Annotated in this window: 15 protein-coding genes and 1 pseudogene; 4 read left to right on the top strand and 12 right to left on the bottom strand. The window is 48.1% G+C overall.

Annotation, left to right across the window (positions count from 1 at the left end; translation table 11 throughout):
• Window positions 1–122: 122 nt before the first annotated feature.
• A complete protein-coding gene (locus ACPV3A_RS13290) occupies window positions 123–1,868 on the top strand; it encodes an ABC transporter ATP-binding protein (RefSeq protein ID WP_426199922.1) in 1,746 nt (581 codons plus the stop codon).
• Window positions 1,869–1,944: 76 nt separating this feature from the next.
• Here ACPV3A_RS13290 and ACPV3A_RS13285 read toward each other — a convergent pair whose 3' ends face one another.
• The 7 genes from ACPV3A_RS13285 to ACPV3A_RS13255 form a co-directional block, all read right to left on the bottom strand.
• Window positions 1,945–3,237 (bottom strand): DUF6080 domain-containing protein, encoded by a 1,293-nt coding sequence (locus ACPV3A_RS13285; RefSeq protein ID WP_426199921.1) that lies wholly within the window; start codon window positions 3,235–3,237, stop codon window positions 1,945–1,947.
• Window positions 3,238–3,300: 63 nt separating this feature from the next.
• Complete coding sequence (locus ACPV3A_RS13280) at window positions 3,301–3,621, bottom strand: EamA family transporter (RefSeq protein WP_071220192.1); 321 nt, start codon at window positions 3,619–3,621, stop codon at window positions 3,301–3,303.
• Entirely contained in the window at window positions 3,611–3,952 is a 342-nt protein-coding gene (locus ACPV3A_RS13275) for an EamA family transporter (protein WP_127592435.1), read from the bottom strand. Before ACPV3A_RS13275 ends, ACPV3A_RS13280 begins: the two co-directional genes overlap by 11 nt.
• Window positions 3,940–4,572, bottom strand: a complete 633-nt coding sequence (locus tag ACPV3A_RS13270; RefSeq protein ID WP_426199920.1) for an HAD family hydrolase — start codon at window positions 4,570–4,572, stop codon at window positions 3,940–3,942. The genes ACPV3A_RS13275 and ACPV3A_RS13270 overlap by 13 nt, the downstream gene beginning before the upstream one ends.
• 29 nt (window positions 4,573–4,601) lie before the next feature.
• The gene (locus ACPV3A_RS13265; protein ID WP_426200008.1) at window positions 4,602–5,528 is read right to left on the bottom strand and encodes a decaprenyl-phosphate phosphoribosyltransferase; all 927 of its coding nucleotides are present in this window, start codon (window positions 5,526–5,528) and stop codon (window positions 4,602–4,604) included.
• Between the two features lie 199 nt (window positions 5,529–5,727).
• Window positions 5,728–6,171, bottom strand: a complete 444-nt coding sequence (locus tag ACPV3A_RS13260; RefSeq protein ID WP_071220196.1) for a DUF441 domain-containing protein — start codon at window positions 6,169–6,171, stop codon at window positions 5,728–5,730.
• Window positions 6,172–6,298: 127 nt separating this feature from the next.
• A complete protein-coding gene (locus ACPV3A_RS13255; RefSeq protein ID WP_426199919.1) occupies window positions 6,299–7,276 on the bottom strand; it encodes a YpdA family putative bacillithiol disulfide reductase in 978 nt (325 codons plus the stop codon).
• A gap of 219 nt (window positions 7,277–7,495) precedes the next feature.
• Between ACPV3A_RS13255 and ACPV3A_RS13250 the strand changes: the two genes are divergently transcribed.
• Window positions 7,496–7,801 (top strand): DUF2087 domain-containing protein, encoded by a 306-nt coding sequence (locus ACPV3A_RS13250; protein WP_216531928.1) that lies wholly within the window; start codon window positions 7,496–7,498, stop codon window positions 7,799–7,801.
• Between the two features lie 96 nt (window positions 7,802–7,897).
• Here ACPV3A_RS13250 and ACPV3A_RS13245 read toward each other — a convergent pair whose 3' ends face one another.
• The 5 genes from ACPV3A_RS13245 to ACPV3A_RS13225 form a co-directional block, all read right to left on the bottom strand.
• On the bottom strand, window positions 7,898–8,524 hold the full coding sequence (locus ACPV3A_RS13245; protein WP_194543501.1) for an FMN-dependent NADH-azoreductase: 627 nt from the start codon (window positions 8,522–8,524) through the stop codon (window positions 7,898–7,900).
• A 78-nt stretch (window positions 8,525–8,602) separates the two neighbouring features.
• The gene (locus ACPV3A_RS13240; RefSeq protein ID WP_426199918.1) at window positions 8,603–9,451 is read right to left on the bottom strand and encodes a DUF4097 family beta strand repeat-containing protein; all 849 of its coding nucleotides are present in this window, start codon (window positions 9,449–9,451) and stop codon (window positions 8,603–8,605) included.
• Complete coding sequence (locus ACPV3A_RS13235) at window positions 9,448–10,008, bottom strand: DUF1700 domain-containing protein (protein WP_426199917.1); 561 nt, start codon at window positions 10,006–10,008, stop codon at window positions 9,448–9,450. Before ACPV3A_RS13235 ends, ACPV3A_RS13240 begins: the two co-directional genes overlap by 4 nt.
• On the bottom strand, window positions 10,001–10,330 hold the full coding sequence (locus tag ACPV3A_RS13230) for a PadR family transcriptional regulator (protein WP_426199916.1): 330 nt from the start codon (window positions 10,328–10,330) through the stop codon (window positions 10,001–10,003). The genes ACPV3A_RS13235 and ACPV3A_RS13230 overlap by 8 nt, the downstream gene beginning before the upstream one ends.
• Before the next feature lie 438 nt (window positions 10,331–10,768).
• Entirely contained in the window at window positions 10,769–11,008 is a 240-nt protein-coding gene (locus tag ACPV3A_RS13225; RefSeq protein WP_006211206.1) for a hypothetical protein, read from the bottom strand.
• 365 nt (window positions 11,009–11,373) lie between these two features.
• Here ACPV3A_RS13225 and ACPV3A_RS13220 point away from each other — a divergent pair, with 365 nt between their 5' ends.
• Entirely contained in the window at window positions 11,374–11,685 is a 312-nt protein-coding gene (locus tag ACPV3A_RS13220; protein ID WP_071220203.1) for a hypothetical protein, read from the top strand.
• Window positions 11,686–11,774: 89 nt separating this feature from the next.
• Window positions 11,775–15,768: pseudogene (gene essC, locus ACPV3A_RS13215) on the top strand (type VII secretion protein EssC).
• The last annotated feature ends 7 nt before the right edge of the window (window positions 15,769–15,775 follow it).

Raw genomic sequence — 15,775 nt, 5'->3', positions numbered from 1 at the left:
GACTTGCTTTCACAGAAGACAGACCGCGGGTTAAAGGTGTTATTCTTGCGATTATTGAATGGATTCAGCTTCGCAGAAAACTCGTAAATTCTATAATCTAAAGAAAGGGGCTCTGATCACCTTTGAAATCATGGAAAATCTATTATCCGTTTGTTAAGCCATACATGAAGTGGATCATTCTGACCCTTATTATCGGCATGATCAAATTTGCAATTCCGTTATTACTGCCCATGATCATGAAATATGTCGTGGATGATCTGCTGATCAACCAGCAGATGACGATCGAACAGAAGATTCAGGATCTGATGTGGATTCTTGCAGGGACGCTGGTGCTGTTTGTCGTGGTGCGTGGTCCGGTGGAATACTTGCGGCAGTATTTTGCCCAATTCATTACCAGCCGTATTTTATTCGATATGCGTAACCGGTTATATGCCCATCTGCAGCGGTTATCCCTCCGTTACTATCAGAATACCAAGGTAGGCGAGGCGATATCGCGTTTTATCAATGATGTGGAACAATCCAAGAACCTGGTGGAAGTCGGTATGATGAACATCTGGCTGGATATGTTTACACTGCTGTTCGTGTTAATTGTCATGTTCTTCATGAATCCCGTATTGACGCTGGTTGCCATCTCGATTCTTCCTCTATATGGACTAGCGGTGAATTTGTTGTATAAGCGGCTTAAACGTCTGACTAAGGACCGGTCGCAGGCTCTCGCCGGCATCCAAGCGTATCTGCATGAACGGATTCAGGGGATCTCGGTTATCCGCAGTTTTACTCTGGAGCGTTACGACCAGAAGAAATTCGAAGGGATCAACGGCAATTTCCTGAAAAAAGCGATGGCACAGACCCGCTGGAATGCGCTCACCTTCTCTATTATCAACACGCTTACCGATATTGCGCCTATTCTGGTTATCGGTTATGGGGGATACCGGGTGATCCAGGGAGATCTGACATTAGGTACGTTTGTTGCCTTCTTTGGTTATCTCGACAGGCTGTATGCGCCCCTTCGCCGTCTGATCAACTCGTCAACGGTGCTAACGCAGGCTTCAGCGTCGCTGGAGCGGGTCAAGGAGCTCATGGACGAGCCGTATGACATTGTGGAYCGTCCGGATGCCAAAACGCTTAAAACAGCGGGACAGATCGAATTCGACCGTGTCTCCTTTAAGTACAACGACGCTGCCGGTTGGGTACTTCAAGATATAAACTTAACCATTCGGCAGGGGCAGACGGTTGCGTTTGTCGGCATGAGCGGCGGCGGTAAATCGTCCCTGATCGGACTGATTCCGAGATTCTACGATGTACAGCAGGGCGCGGTGAAGATTAACGGTCATGACGTCAGGGATTTAAGGCTGGACAGCCTGCGCGGATCGGTGGGCATGGTCCTGCAGGACAACTTCCTATTCAGCGGCACTGTCCGTGAGAATATTCTGTTCGGCAATCCGGAGGCGGATGAAGAGAGAATCGTCGCCGCTGCCAAAGCTGCCAATGCCCATGATTTCATTACCCAGCTGCCGCAAGGCTATGAGACGGAAGTGGGTGAACGCGGCGTCAAGCTCTCTGGCGGACAGAAGCAGAGATTAGCGATCGCTCGTGTCTTCCTCAAGGATCCGGACATTCTGGTGCTGGATGAAGCGACGTCGGCGCTGGACTTGGAGTCCGAGCATCTGATACAGCAGGCGCTGCAATCCCTGTCCAACAACCGCACCACATTGATCGTGGCCCATCGCCTGTCAACGATTACGCACGCCGATCAAATCGTTGTGCTGGAGAATGGCAGAATTACAGAGCAGGGAACGCACGGCGAGCTGATGAACCTTGATGGAAGTTATGCCAGACTATATAACGTGCAGCATCTAGAGAGTTAATACGAAAGACCCGTCCTTCTGAGGCATGGTGTTGGGCCATGCTTCAGGGAACGGGTCTTTATTTTAGGATAAAGGCTTATTTCTCCATATTCTTGAACACCGTATCATAGGTCATCTGAATATACTCTAACGTCTGCCCGTGTAATACAATATTGTTCACTAAGGTGATCAGCAGGAACAGGATCATGATGCCGGTCAGAGCTTGTTGAATCCGGAGATTCTTCGTTTTGGCAATAAACAGCGCTGCAAGCACAAACACGGCAAACAGATAATGTCCTGCGTACAAGTACAGATCGTAAGTGTACGTAGCCAAACCGAACCCAACGATGATGTGCAGCAGAATCGCGAACAGGATATAGGTGGCAAATGCCCAGGTATCGCGGGAGCGGATGCCCTTAATGAAGGACAGAATCGCAAGAATAAGCATCCCGATCCCGACGATATGGACATGAATCGGATACGGCTTGGCCAAATTCGTCACGAATGCCGCGATCCCCGGATCAATCATGGCAAGCTCCGGCGACAGGATTGGGCTTACAAACAGCATGAAGAAGACCCGGGAATGGTGCTCGAATGAAAAAGGAGAAACATAGCTGAGGGCACCGTTTTGAACGCTTGAAAACACGTTGGCGATCCAGGACTTACCTGAGAACAGCAAGTGTTGAAGCAGGGTTACGATAATCACCATTCCCAGAAAAGCCAGCATAATGAGGATGAAGCGTTTAAAGGCATCCTTCCAGCGTCGATCGAACAGACTGATCAGGAGCGCACCTGCGAACGTTGCCACATTCGTAGACGTGATGCCGAAATTAATCAGGGCCAGGGAGGCATTCGGCATGACGGCATATCGATTCGTAAGCCGGCAATAGTGTAAGTAAGCGGCTGATAAGACGATCATGAACTGCGCATAAGCATAGGAATCCGGTATGAACGCCGTGAACAGCGTATATGAGCTGATACCGAAGAAAGCCGCCGTTACGAAGGACAACAACCAGCCGGCTCCGCTTCTTCGGACGATATAGTAGACCAGTGCAGCGCTTAAGGCATTCAAGACCGATTGAATCAGAAGATAAGGGAGGTTCGCACTCCCGATCATCGTCGTTAACGGACTGGTCAGGAAATTAATGAATGGATGGATGATCGAGATATTCTCCGGTCCATATTCCATGGAAGGATCGAAGTTGAACAGATTCAATGTGAAAGGCGCACCATAGAACGGGCTGTGCGGCATCAACTCGGCTGCATGATCCTTGATGTAGGTCACGAACGGAAGGTTCATGAAAACATACCATAGGACAAGACAGATACTTAGGCCGATCGCCGTGTAATTATCTTTTTTATGTCGGAATAAATAACTGAAAAAAGTCATGTTTTACGCTCCACCAATCTTTCCATTATATATGTACTGTGAAGGGGCTTAAGCTGCGTTCGCTTACCAGATCAGCAGAAGCAATCCGGAAATAATAAAAGCGACGCCGGCGATCTTGCGGATCCCGATGGTTTCCTTGAATACCCATTTGGCAAACAATAAGGCCCACAGGAACGTCAGTGCGTTGGCAGGCATAACCAGCGTATAGGGAAGCTCACCCAGAAGGTATATGTTTAACAAGGCTCCCAATCCGTAACTAAGAAAACCGATCAGCAGCAGCTTGATTTGTTTGTTTGCGGTATATCCCTTGAAGAATACGCTGCCCAGCGAGCCAAGCAAAGTCATCAGAAGCAGGAGCAAGTATAGGAATCCGTCATTTTTCATAAGACGTTAATGTCACCCCGATTCCAAGCAGGGCGACGGCTGCCAGTTTTTGCAGGGTTAACGGTTCATCCAGAAAAAAGTCACCATAAAACAGAGCCACAATATAGCTGATGCACATTAGGGGATAGGCAACGGACAGCTTCTCCAATGAAAAGGATTTGATCATGAGTATGGCTCCGAGGCCATAACAGATAAAGCCGATTCCCATGTACAGCAAGTTGGCGTGTCCCCATTTCCAGAACAGCTGGCCGGTAGCCGTCAAAAATGCCGATAAGACCATGAACAGCTTGCCCAAGTGGCGCGGGGCGCTCTGCGCTTTTATCTGTTCCATGTTAATCCCTCGCATCCCTGAGCGGATTTGTGATTGATCAAATACTTATGTTTGACGAGCCCTAGCATCGGGAGGTCGGACAAGGAGTCGGAATAAGCGCAGGAAGCTGCATAGTCAATGGTCAGCTGCCGCTCGTTCAAGTACTGCTGAATCCGGTTCACTTTTTCCTCTCCCTTACAATTGTTCCCTTCGATCATCGATGTAAAGCGTCCGTCCCGTACGGAAAGCTTGGTAGCGATCACCGTGTCGACACAAGGAAGCTCTGCAAAGTATCTCATGTAAGCATCGGGGGACGCCGTTACAAGAAGCACATGATAGCCCTCGCTTTTTTTTCGCTGCATTTCCTTCAGCGCAGCCGGGATGATAGCAGGTTTCAATTCCGTTTCGTAAAAATGCTTCAGGTCGGCATCATCCATATGGCGCATCGCATGAAAATAAGCGCTTTTTGCTTTTTCAGCTTCTAGAAGACGGAGCTTGTACAGCACGGAATGAAGCACGACTTTCAGTATGACGGGGGCCGTGGACGGTTTTTTTTGTATGCCATACTTTAAAAATTGAAACATGGAGTCCGTATGGATGACCGTTTTGTCGATGTCAAAGATTGCGAATTTCTGATTCATATCATTTCCCTCAATTTACCGATTCTGTATTATTCAAAGTATACCAAAATTCCGATGACGCTGATGACATAAAGGATCACGGTGACCAGGATGTGAGCGTCCTCCAGGAGCACCCGGTCCGGAGCCCCGCCTTTTTTCTCGATGTGAATCAGATAAAGATAGCGGAACATCCCGTAAATAACAAGTGGTATGGTCCACATGAGATGAACGGTTCTGCCGGACGTAAAGGTAAACAGCGAATAACTGATGATGGTTGCTGTAGTGACAATGCTGCTCATCTGATCCAGCAGATCGAACGAATATTGATCGAGCACCTTGCGGTGAGAGCCCTTGTCATGCTGCAGCAGATGAAGCTCATGTCGTCTCTTGCCGATCGCCAGGAAGAGCGATAACAGCATCGTACAGAGAAGAAACCATGGCGTGAACGGGACGTGGATGACCAATCCGCCTGCGATGGCACGCAGCACAAACCCGGCCGCGATAATCATGATGTCAATGATGACAACATGCTTAAGCCGGAAGGAATAAGCTACGTTCATGGCAAAATAGAGCACCAATAATACGGTAAACAGCGGATTGAGCAAATAAGATATGACCAGCGAAGCAATCAGCAGCAGGGCGCCGAATCCAATAGCCAGCTTAGGCGGCAATGCACCCGAGGCCATGGGACGGTATTTTTTCACCGGATGGTTGCGATCCGCTTCGCGATCGGCATAATCGTTCACAATGTAGACGCAGCCGGAAACGAAGGACAACAGAAAAAAACCGATCAGGGTGTCGAAGAGCACGCCGGGATTTACCCCTTCAAAGGAGAAGAGGGGGGCTGCAAATATGAGCAGGTTTTTGGTCCATTGCTTTGGCCTCAGCTGACTGAAGAGGAGCATGGGAAGCTGTTTAAGCGGAGCAGCGACCGATTCGGTATTCGTTGAAGACAATGGTGTTACCTCCTGATACATCATATTTCATAAGGGATTACGAGAAATAGCGCTAAAACACGATAGCTATCATACCATAAAATAGACTATATATGGTAATGATCCGTTTGTTGCGAAGCTTACATATAGAACAAATAAACCTCCCCAAGCGTTCACGTGTTGGCAGGGAGGTTATTGTTCTGCTTATTAATTGTAAAAAGAGAAGGCTGCATTCGGTTCCTCATGATTTGCCGATCAGCAGGGACAGCAGACCGGCCGCAATGAGCGGCCCGACGGGTACGCCTCGGAACAGGGCTACCCCAAGCACCGTGCCAACGAGAAGACCCGCAACCACGGTGGGATTGGTTCCCATCAGTGTGGCACCCCGGCCGCCCAGATATGCGACAAGCATGCCGACGGCGATGGCCAACAGCGATTTCCAGTTCAGGAATGATTCGCCGATCGTTTGCAGACTCATCTTTCCGCTGGCCAGCGGTGACATGACACCTATGGTGAGAATGATAATGCCGAGTGTCAGTCCGTATTTCTCCAGCCATGGGAATGCTTGCTGAAAGCCGGTTACGCGGATGAGAAGCAATGCCAGCATCGCAATGGTCACGGCAGAATTGCTGCTAATAATACCAAGTCCCGCCATAGCCAGCAGGATGAGTGAAGTTACGTCCATGGGGAATCACTCCTTATGTTTAAGATATCAGAAAGTTAGACTACGAAGCGTATTCCTTCCTGATATCGTAAGAAAAACATCATCAAAAAAACCGATCCATCCTCTGGGAAAGCACGTCGGTAATCGTTTAAGCGTTCGAGACCAGATGCTCGGCAATCAGACGACCGTGTAGTCTGCCTGTCTCAATGAACACCTCATTGGCGTTGCGGCCGGATGCAATGACGCCTGCGACATAGAGTCCCGGAACGTTGGTCTCCATCGTATCCGGATTATAAAGCGGCTTCTCCATGTCTTCATTCAGTTCAACGCCGGAGGAGGCAAGCAGCTTGCGGTCAGGACGGAATCCGGTCAATGCCAGTACAAAATCATTCTCAATGATAGTTTCCTGGCCTTGATTCGATAGAACGGTAATGAAAGATTCCGCGATTTGTACGACACGCGAGTTCAGGTGAAGCTGGATATGACCTTTTTGCACCATGCTGTCAAACAGAGGACGTACCCAAGGTTTGATGTTTTGTGAAACTTCCTCACCCCGGTATACCATCGTCACCTCGGCTCCGACCCGGATAAGCTCCATGGCAGCATCTACGGCGGAATTACTGCCGCCGATGATTGCGGTTTTCATTCCTGCATATGGATGGGCTTCCCGGAAATAATGGGTTACTTTCTCCAAGTCTTCTCCGGGAATGCCAATATAATTCGGATGATCAAAATAACCCGTAGCAATGACTACGTGTTTAGCTTCTCGTATGGACTCTACACCACCGCGGCGCTGGGTCTTCACCTGAAAGCTCCCGTCGGGCTGCTTGGTTATGGTGAGTGCTTCTTCGTATGGGGAGATTTTCAGATTAAAGTGTCTGGCAACTCTGCGATAATAGGCCAGCGCCTCGTGCCGAAACGGTTTATCATTCGATATGGCGAACGGAACATCTCCGATTTCAAGCATTTCAGCCGTACTGAAAAACTGCATATGTGTTGGATAGAGATAAATGGAATGAACTACATTGTGTTTATCGATGATCTCGCAGCTGAGGCCCTGGTTGCGGCATTCAATGGCAGCTGAGAGACCGCATGGGCCTGCGCCGATAATTAAGACGTCGAGCATGGTGAACCTCCTTATGTAGTAACCTTGCGTTTAGATCAGCATTATAATCCTACAGCAAATAAGGGGATAAATCCAGATTGGGCGGTATGGAGTCCGGCTGAATTGACTTCAAGCATAAAGGATTTGACAAATATCACTAATTTGATTAACATCTAATTAGATAAATATTAAATTAGTAGGTTGTAAAAAATTTGTGGTTAGGAGGGAGGAAGAAAAAAGATGGAAACGACTGCTATCGAAGCCTATAAAACAACCGTTCTCCGGAATTTTATAGCGAAAGACGGAACGCTGCGTTCCATTCCGGCCCAGTACAAGAAGAAACTCGTCATATTGGAATACCTGGTAGAGCAGCTTGAAGCAGGGAAGGAATATCCGGAAAAGGATATCAATGCGTTTATCAAGCGTTATCATGCCGATTATGCGACCATTCGGCGGGAATTTATCATTCATCAATATATGAGCCGTGATCATGAAATCTATATACGTAACCCGCGCGAGTTATGGACCCAATGGGAAAAGGTTTAAATGAGATCATCACAAAAAGCCACCTTTCACTGCCTAAGACAGTTGAAGGTGGCTATTGTATATAACGATCCGTGTTATTATTACGTATAAGTTCGATTAGAAACCGGCAGCAGCCTTTTTAACGAGCTCAAGACCGTTCTGAACGATCATTTCTGCTTCATTAGGGAATTGGTTGTGGCCTTCGATGATCAGGGTTTCGATATCCTGTACGCCCCATTGACGAAGATTGCCCATTACGAAGTTAACAGCCATCTCAGCCGCAGCCATAGGTCCTTCGGAATAGTTACCGCCGCGCGCATTCAGGATGACGACTTTTTTGCCAGTCACGAGACCTACAACGCCTTGAGGGGTATATTTGAACGTTTTGCCTGCTTGGTTCAGGTAGTCGATATAGGTATGAAGAACGGCAGGTACGGTCATGTTCCACAATGGGAAAGCAAGCACGATTTTGTCTGCAGCAAGAAACTGGTCAAGATATTTGCTCACATTCGAAGCAGCCGCCTGCTCTTCCGGTGTAGCTTCCAATCCTTGGGCAGCTTTAAACATACCGTTGATGGCAGTGCTATCATAATAAGGAAGATTCTCTGCAAAAAGGTCAAGCTCCGTGATGTGGTCTTCCGGATGGCTTGCTTTGAAGGACTCCAAAAACGCATGGTACATTTTTACGCTTACCGATTGTTCGATGGCTCTGTTGTTTGCTTTGATGAATAGTACATTAGACATGTATGAAAACTCTCCTTGTTGTTAGGTTTACTTTATAAAGTATAGTATATTTCATTTTTATTGTTTGTCAACAACGTCTCAATGTACGATATCGATATTACCGGAGTACGTTTCCACTTGGATCGTATCGGTTGTTTCTTTCAGTGACTCCGGCGCCGAGACGGATCCTGACAGTGTCTTAAGGTCATAGAAACCGCGGAATGACGGGTCAGGCTGTACTTTCACGTTGCCGGATCTGCACAGGATATTTACCGATGAAACGCCAAGCAATCCTGCGTTTACGTTTCCGGAGGTGACCTCGATGTCCAAGGGACCTTCCATATTTTTCAGCACGACATTTCCCGAATGATTGACGAGCCGGGTGGATGCCCGAATGTCAGAACCGCGAATGCTTCCCGAAATGTTCTCAACGCTTAACTGCTCGGCTTGTATTCCGCTCATGTTAATGCTGCCTGACTTCACGGAGATGTCAACCACCTTGGAGGAAGCTCCGCTTACCTGGATGTTATCGGAGATGGTCGACAAATCGAGTTCGTCCAGTTGCGTGGTTGATGGAAGCACGATGGTCAGTGTTCCTTTCGGTGAACGAAAGTCCACACTCATCAACTGAAAAGTGGAAGGTGTAGTCAGATCCAATTTCACCTCAGGGCCTGATGGATTAAAGTTTTTAAGAATATCGATATGCTCCGGTTTTAATTTGCCGTCAAACGCGATATATCCGTTCGAATCGCCGCTGTCCTCAAATGCGAAGCTGATATTAATATTGCTGGCAATCGTTAATTTCTTCAAATTTTCGGCATCCTGCAGATCCCAGCGATTCTGATAGCTGACAAGATCTTCTCCGAATTTAAACTTGTTCGCAGCCATGCCGACGATTCCTACCAATATAAGTGCGATTGCTAAACTGAACAACCATTTTCTGTTCACTGTGCGTCACGTCCCTTCAATAAACGCGTATTCCATCTGGAGTACCTCAAGGTTAACGATAACAACCCAACCATGGCTGAGCGTGTGGCATATCCGAGGAAGATGCCGATTCCGATCAAAGAGATAGATAAGAATAATTTGGCCGAATAGAACGTACCGTTTACGATATAGTCAAGCAGAACGAGCACCGGGCTCAGCAAGGTTGCCAGGGCTCCCAGAGCAATAGCGACGCCTCCGGACCATAATGCCGCAAGGAAGGGGACTGCCACCAATGCACAGAAGAACAAACCGACTCCTACTGCATATTTTCCAAAAGAAGACGGTCTTCGGATCGCTGCCGGAGCAGGCATATCCATATCCACATACCGGTCGCCTAACGCTTCCTTAGCCATCTCAAAAGGATCTCCCAGTTCACGGGCGATTTCCTCTTCAGTTCGTCCATTCTGCATGCCAATGACAAAATGGGACGCCACATCATGAATGAATTCCCGCCGTTCGTCGGGAGGAAGCGCGGCAAGACGCGATTCCAAAATTGCAATAAACTGTTTTTTAGTCATACAAATTCCCTTCCTCTATCAGATTGGTCACATTGCCCACAAAAGCTTGCCATTCCTTTACCAAGGCTCTCATATAAATCACTCCGCTGTGCGTCAGCTTATAATATTTACGAGGCGGACCCTCGGTCGATTCCTGGAGGTACGTCGTACAATAGCCTTCATTAACAAGTCGGCGAAGGAGAGGGTATAACGCCCCTTCGGCTACCTCAATATGCCTCGAAACCGCTTGAGCCAACTCGTAGCCATACTGGTCCTTGCGATGGATTAACACAAGCACGCAGAGTTCAAGAACGCCTTTTTTGAATTGAATACTGACATTCATACGGCAAATACCTCCTTTCATAAGTCCATGTTCATGCTGTAAACATGAGGTAGTGATTAATATTCAGTAGTGGTCTACAATAAGATATCACTAAGTACTGATTAATGCAAGGTACTGATTATAAAATGGGTTATTTCCAGAACATCGTCGAATCATAAGAAGCTTTGTTGAACGTAAGAAAGTCTCGTTTAATCTTGAAAAGGCACGGTTAATAGAAGTTATCAGAACATAGGGTCGTTTTTCCAAGATAAGAATGGAGGGATGAACAGTATGTCCATCGATCGGTTTATACTAAAAAAATTGGACAGTTGCCAGGAGATCACAACGCGGAGAAATCTCGTGAAATTGTTTCAAATCCGAATTCAGAGAGCGCAGATAGCCGAGGATCGTCATTACGGGTTATAATGGAGTTAAACAAAAAAAGGGCTATCCCTCTTTTTAAAAGAGAGATAGCGCAAGAGAGTCGTTTTCGCTTTTGCTGTGAAGAATTGCCTCGGAACCCTCGATTTCAATGCTGATCAGGGAGTTGAGGCATTTTTGCAGCGCCTTTTTGCCGGTTTGAATTTTATGGTCAAGCGCGCTGGTTAGCAGTTTTAATACTTTCTGTACCGGCTGCTTGCTATCCGTTGTAAAGTATACGGGAACCGGCTTATTTTGGAACATGATAAGTGTTTTCATATCAATCACCTCACGAAAGATTTTTCATGATATTTGCATTATAAATTGCCAATCTTAAAATAACCTTAAATTCATAGAATTAATCAGCATCATTTTTCAGAGCGTGACATTTTTGTGAACGACGCTGTTTTACCGACGAAAAACCCGGATTTACCCTATAATCAATATATAAATAGTCCCTCAGTACTAACAAACCCGCATGAAAAATAGGAAATAGGAAATATGACACAAATTGACAGAACTGACCCTGGGATGATATTATTACAATAATGTAACTATTTTTTGTAACTATTGAAATAGGTGATTGGACTTTGCATATGGAATAAACATAAGGATTACCATGTTTGGGAAGGCAGGTTGACTAGATGATACTCACCGTGATCAGCGGTCGAAATGAAGATGATTGGTTTGATATCGACGTACCCGATGAGTGCTCCATTGAACGGTTGAATGAGCTGCTGGGGCTACGTCTTTTTCGTGAACCCTCGGGTGAAGGGATTCAATATATATTAGAAGCAAAGTTCCCGGAAGGCTTGTGGTTTACGGTAGGCGGCCATTCTAACCTCGTTGAAGCGGGACTTAGGGAAGGCTCATATATTCGTTTGCAACGGGCATTCTCAACAACCACCGAGGAAGCTCCTGTCTATGGCAGAAGATCGTTGTTTCAAGAAAGCTGAGATTGGGTAAGTAACCCATTGGTTTTGAATGAAACAGCCAAATACATAATTGTACATTTCAGATGCTCTGGATTAGGAGGAAGTGACTTATGAACGTGTTGTACCAACGTTCGCCGCGTATTAGACCGGCTTTACCGAATGAAGACATGGAGATTCTGAGACCGCCGTCCGAGCCGAGCAAACCGTCGTTTTCGATGATTGCCATCATTATCCCGATTATTATGACGGCTGCGACGGTTGGTTTCTATGTTTATATGAACATGAGCGGCAAAATGGGAAATACCAACTACATGATGTTCCAGATGCTCTCCATCTTTATGATGCTGACATCCTACACGCTGCCGTTCTTCATGTATATAAGCAACAAGAAGACCTATCAGAAGAAGCTGGCCGAGCGTAATCAGAAGTACCGGGCACAGCTTGATCTGCACCGCGAAGAGCTCAAGGAGCGGCAGGAGGATCAGGTACACATTCTGTTTGATATCCATGGCGATCCAGACGTGTGTTACAACGTCGTGAAGAACCGGAGCAGCAGCTTATGGGAACGCTCCCCGGAAGATAAAGACTTTCTGGAGATTTGCGTGGGCAAGGGAGAGGTTCCGTTTTACATTAACGTAAAGCCTCCCCGCGCGGATGGGTATGACAAGGACCCTTTGATCGAAGCAGCTGAATTGCTGTCTTCCGAATTTCAGTCCGTCGACGATGCATCGATTGCGCTGCCGTTATTCGAATCCAAGGTCATAGGGATCGTAGGCGGAAGAGAGCGCGTATTAAATATGCTGCGCGTGATGATGGCCCAAACGGCTGTGCGGCACTCACCCGATGAAGTGAAGATCGCCGCGTTCTACGAAGAGAAAGAAGCGAGCGAGTGGCAATGGCTGCGCTGGCTCCCACATACATGGGATGATGATCGATCCAGCCGCTATCTTGCGGATCGACGGAGCAATGCCCATCAGCTTGCGGATGAAATATTTACTCACTTATACCGGCGTAAAAATAATCGTGCCGAGCATGGGAAGAAATCGATTGAGACGCCGGCATACGTGGTGATTTTATCCGCTACCCAATTAATCGAGGAAGAACCGCTGCTGCCTCTGTTGATGGAAGATGCCGAAGCGACCGATGCGGTTACCATCGTCTTGTCCGACCGCAAGGAAAGCTTGCCGATGCACTGCCAGCTTATTGTTGAGGTTGACCGGGAGCAGGCGGCGTATACGATTAAGAAAGCAGATGGCACGGTCTCCAAGCAAACTTTCCAATCCCATCATATTAGCAGGGAGCAAATTGAAGCCTTGACCCGATACATGGCGCCGATCCGGCTGAAACGATCCTCTGCGTCGGATATTCCAAGCGTTTTGGCACTCTTCGAGATGATGGATATTCAAAAAATCAACGATTTGGATGTACACAGACGCTGGCAGCAGAACCGATATCCGGATTCATTACCCGTTCCGATGGGGGTCCGGGCGGGCGGAAAGAAGATTAATTTGAATCTTCATGATAAAATAGAGCGTCAAGGTCATGGACCGCACGGTCTGATTGCGGGAACGACCGGTTCCGGGAAAAGTGAGGTTATACAGTCCATTGTTGCCTCCCTGGCATCCGAATTCCACCCTCATGACCTGGCATTTATGCTTATTGATTACAAGGGCGGCGGCATGTCCAACACGTTTGTCAACTTGCCGCATGTTGTAGGAACCATAACGAACCTGGATAACAATCTGATCGAGCGGGCGAAGGTGTCGCTGAAAGCCGAGCTGGTCCGCCGCCAGAAAATATTGAACGATGCGGGAAATCTGCAGCATATCGACGAGTACTACAAGCTGCTGCGCAATCGGCATGGCGAACCGCTTCCGCATCTCGTTATTATCATTGATGAATTTGCACAGCTGAAGAAAGACCAACCGGAATTCATGGATGAATTGATCAGCATTGCCGCTATTGGACGAACACTCGGAGTCCATCTGATTCTTGCGACTCAGAAGCCGGCAGGCGTCGTGGACGATAAAATTTGGAGTAATTCGCGCTTTCGGATCTGCCTTCGGGTACAAAGCGAGGGCGATAGCCGTGATATGCTGAAGATTCCGAATGCAGCCTGGATTAACAAGCCCGGACGAGGCTATTTTCAGGTGGGCAGTGACGAAGTGTTTGAAGAAATGCAGTTTGCCTGGAGCGGCGCTCCTTACATTGAAGAGAAGGATACGCCTGGCGCAGTGGTAATTCGCGAGGTGCGAATCAACGGGAAGACGGAGCCTCTGCTTGCATCTAATCCTTCCCTGGGAGCGCACCTGGAGGTGCCCAAACAGCTCCAGGTGTTTATCGACCATGTAGCGGAAGTTGCCGAAGAGCAAGGAATCGAACGGCTCCAGGGGCCTTGGCTTCCACCGCTTCCGGAGAGTCTGGATCTGGAGAGCATTCAGTCTGGGACCGAGCTGCAGAAGCAGGAGCTCTTTGGTGATTCGGCACTTGTGTCCTATGTCGGGATGGTTGATGATCTGCCAAACCAATGCCAGAAGCCGTTGATGCTCAATCTCGAGCAAGGCCACTGGGCCGTGTACGGCATGCCCGGACTTGGAAAGACCACCTTTATTCAATCGATGCTGATGTCGTTAGCCAGTCGGTACACCCCGGACTTTTGGCATGGGTATATCGTGGATATGGGCCGAATGATGCGGGACTTTACAGGGCTTCCTCATATCGGAGGAGTCATGACGGCGGAGGAAGAGGATCGCATCAAGCGCCTGTTCCGTTTTCTAACGAAAACGGCGGCGATTCGCAAGGACATGATTGCCGAAGCGGGTGTGAAGACTGTTGCATCCATCCTATCGCCGGGGCAACACAGGACCCGTTCCGCAGCTGGTGGTGGTTATTGACGGTTATCTGAATTTCCGGAACTCCTATCCGGATGAGAATGATATGCTTGAATACCTGCTGCGAGAGGGCGGCAGTCTGGGAATAACGTTTGTCATTACGGCGAACCGGATTTCGGATATGTTCGAGAAGGTCCGAAGCAACATCTCGCAAGCAGTGTCGTACGAACTGGCCGATCCTGCTGATTACTATTATGCGGTGGGGCGTCCAACAAGAGCTCCCAGCCAGCTTCCTCCGGGAAGAGGTCTGGTCAAGGGGCAGGTGCCGCCGCTTGAATTTCAGACGGCCTTGCCGGCTTCAGGTCAGGAAGAGGGGGACCGCTCCGCAGCGCTCCGCGATATGATTCGCACTCACCGGGCAGCGTGGCACGGGGAGGAAGCGCCGCGGATTGAGTCACTGCCGGACAAGATTCCGCTTCATCAACTGCTGAAGGTACAAAAGCCTTACGAATCAGCAGGTATGGCGAAGTACCGGGTTCCTGTCGGGGTGACTACGGATGATTTGACTCCTTTTGCTATCAATCTGGAGGATGGACCGCATTTTATTGTGGCGAGTCCGATGGAAGGCGGTAAAACGTCATTCCTTGTTAGCTGGATGTTATCACTTGCATATCATACATCGCCGGATGAGCTGGAAATCTATACGGTAGATACGCGCTATGGTAGCAGCGGTCTGAGTCGGATGAATCATCTTCCGCATGTCCGTGGACATGCGGAGAATGAGGAAGACCTGGCTCCGCTCATTTCAGGTCTTTATGAACGGGTTCAAACCCGGTCGAAAGACAGTGAAGACCCAACGATCCTGCTTATGATTGATGACGCTGACGTGCTCAGCAAGCAGCTTTCCGATTTTACTTTGAAAGACCAGCTGTCAGCCATCGTCAGACAGGGGAGGGACCGCCGGGTACATGTTATCGTTGCCGGTGTGCCGGCCGATTTCCCGACGTATGGCGTCGATTGGTTTACTGATATCAAGGCTGCACAAAACGGATTTTTATTCGGAACATTGGATTCCAACGATTTATCGTTCTTCAGAATTCCTTTTTCCGAATCTGCTAATAGTCCTGGAGGACTAAAAATACTCCCGCCAGGACAGGGGTACTACGTAAAACGCAAATTTTCCAGAATAAAAGGCGCAGTTCCGTTTGATGACGAATGGAACGCCCAAAGATGGGTCACAGAAATTCGCGACCGATGGCATGTTGTAGTTTGAGGGGAGG

The sequence above is a fragment of the Paenibacillus sp. Dod16 genome, assembly GCF_049893405.1.
Classification (GTDB): domain Bacteria; phylum Bacillota; class Bacilli; order Paenibacillales; family Paenibacillaceae; genus Paenibacillus_AQ.
Note: the sequence above shows the minus strand (reverse complement) of the source record. Positions and strands in the feature narration are given on the sequence as shown.

Coding starts and splice junctions, on each gene's coding strand:
- ACPV3A_RS13285 (WP_426199921.1), bottom strand. CDS start 3,237: ATGACTTTTTTCAGTTATTTATTCCGACATAAAAAAGATAATTACACG.
- ACPV3A_RS13280 (WP_071220192.1), bottom strand. CDS start 3,621: ATGAAAAATGACGGATTCCTATACTTGCTCCTGCTTCTGATGACTTTG.
- ACPV3A_RS13275 (WP_127592435.1), bottom strand. CDS start 3,952: ATGGAACAGATAAAAGCGCAGAGCGCCCCGCGCCACTTGGGCAAGCTG.
- ACPV3A_RS13270 (WP_426199920.1), bottom strand. CDS start 4,572: ATGAATCAGAAATTCGCAATCTTTGACATCGACAAAACGGTCATCCAT.
- ACPV3A_RS13265 (WP_426200008.1), bottom strand. CDS start 5,528: ATGTATCAGGAGGTAACACCATTGTCTTCAACGAATACCGAATCGGTC.
- ACPV3A_RS13260 (WP_071220196.1), bottom strand. CDS start 6,171: ATGGACGTAACTTCACTCATCCTGCTGGCTATGGCGGGACTTGGTATT.
- ACPV3A_RS13255 (WP_426199919.1), bottom strand. CDS start 7,276: ATGCTCGACGTCTTAATTATCGGCGCAGGCCCATGCGGTCTCTCAGCT.
- ACPV3A_RS13250 (WP_216531928.1), top strand. CDS start 7,496: ATGGAAACGACTGCTATCGAAGCCTATAAAACAACCGTTCTCCGGAAT.
- ACPV3A_RS13245 (WP_194543501.1), bottom strand. CDS start 8,524: ATGTCTAATGTACTATTCATCAAAGCAAACAACAGAGCCATCGAACAA.
- ACPV3A_RS13235 (WP_426199917.1), bottom strand. CDS start 10,008: ATGACTAAAAAACAGTTTATTGCAATTTTGGAATCGCGTCTTGCCGCG.
- ACPV3A_RS13230 (WP_426199916.1), bottom strand. CDS start 10,330: ATGAATGTCAGTATTCAATTCAAAAAAGGCGTTCTTGAACTCTGCGTG.
- ACPV3A_RS13225 (WP_006211206.1), bottom strand. CDS start 11,008: ATGAAAACACTTATCATGTTCCAAAATAAGCCGGTTCCCGTATACTTT.
- ACPV3A_RS13220 (WP_071220203.1), top strand. CDS start 11,374: ATGATACTCACCGTGATCAGCGGTCGAAATGAAGATGATTGGTTTGAT.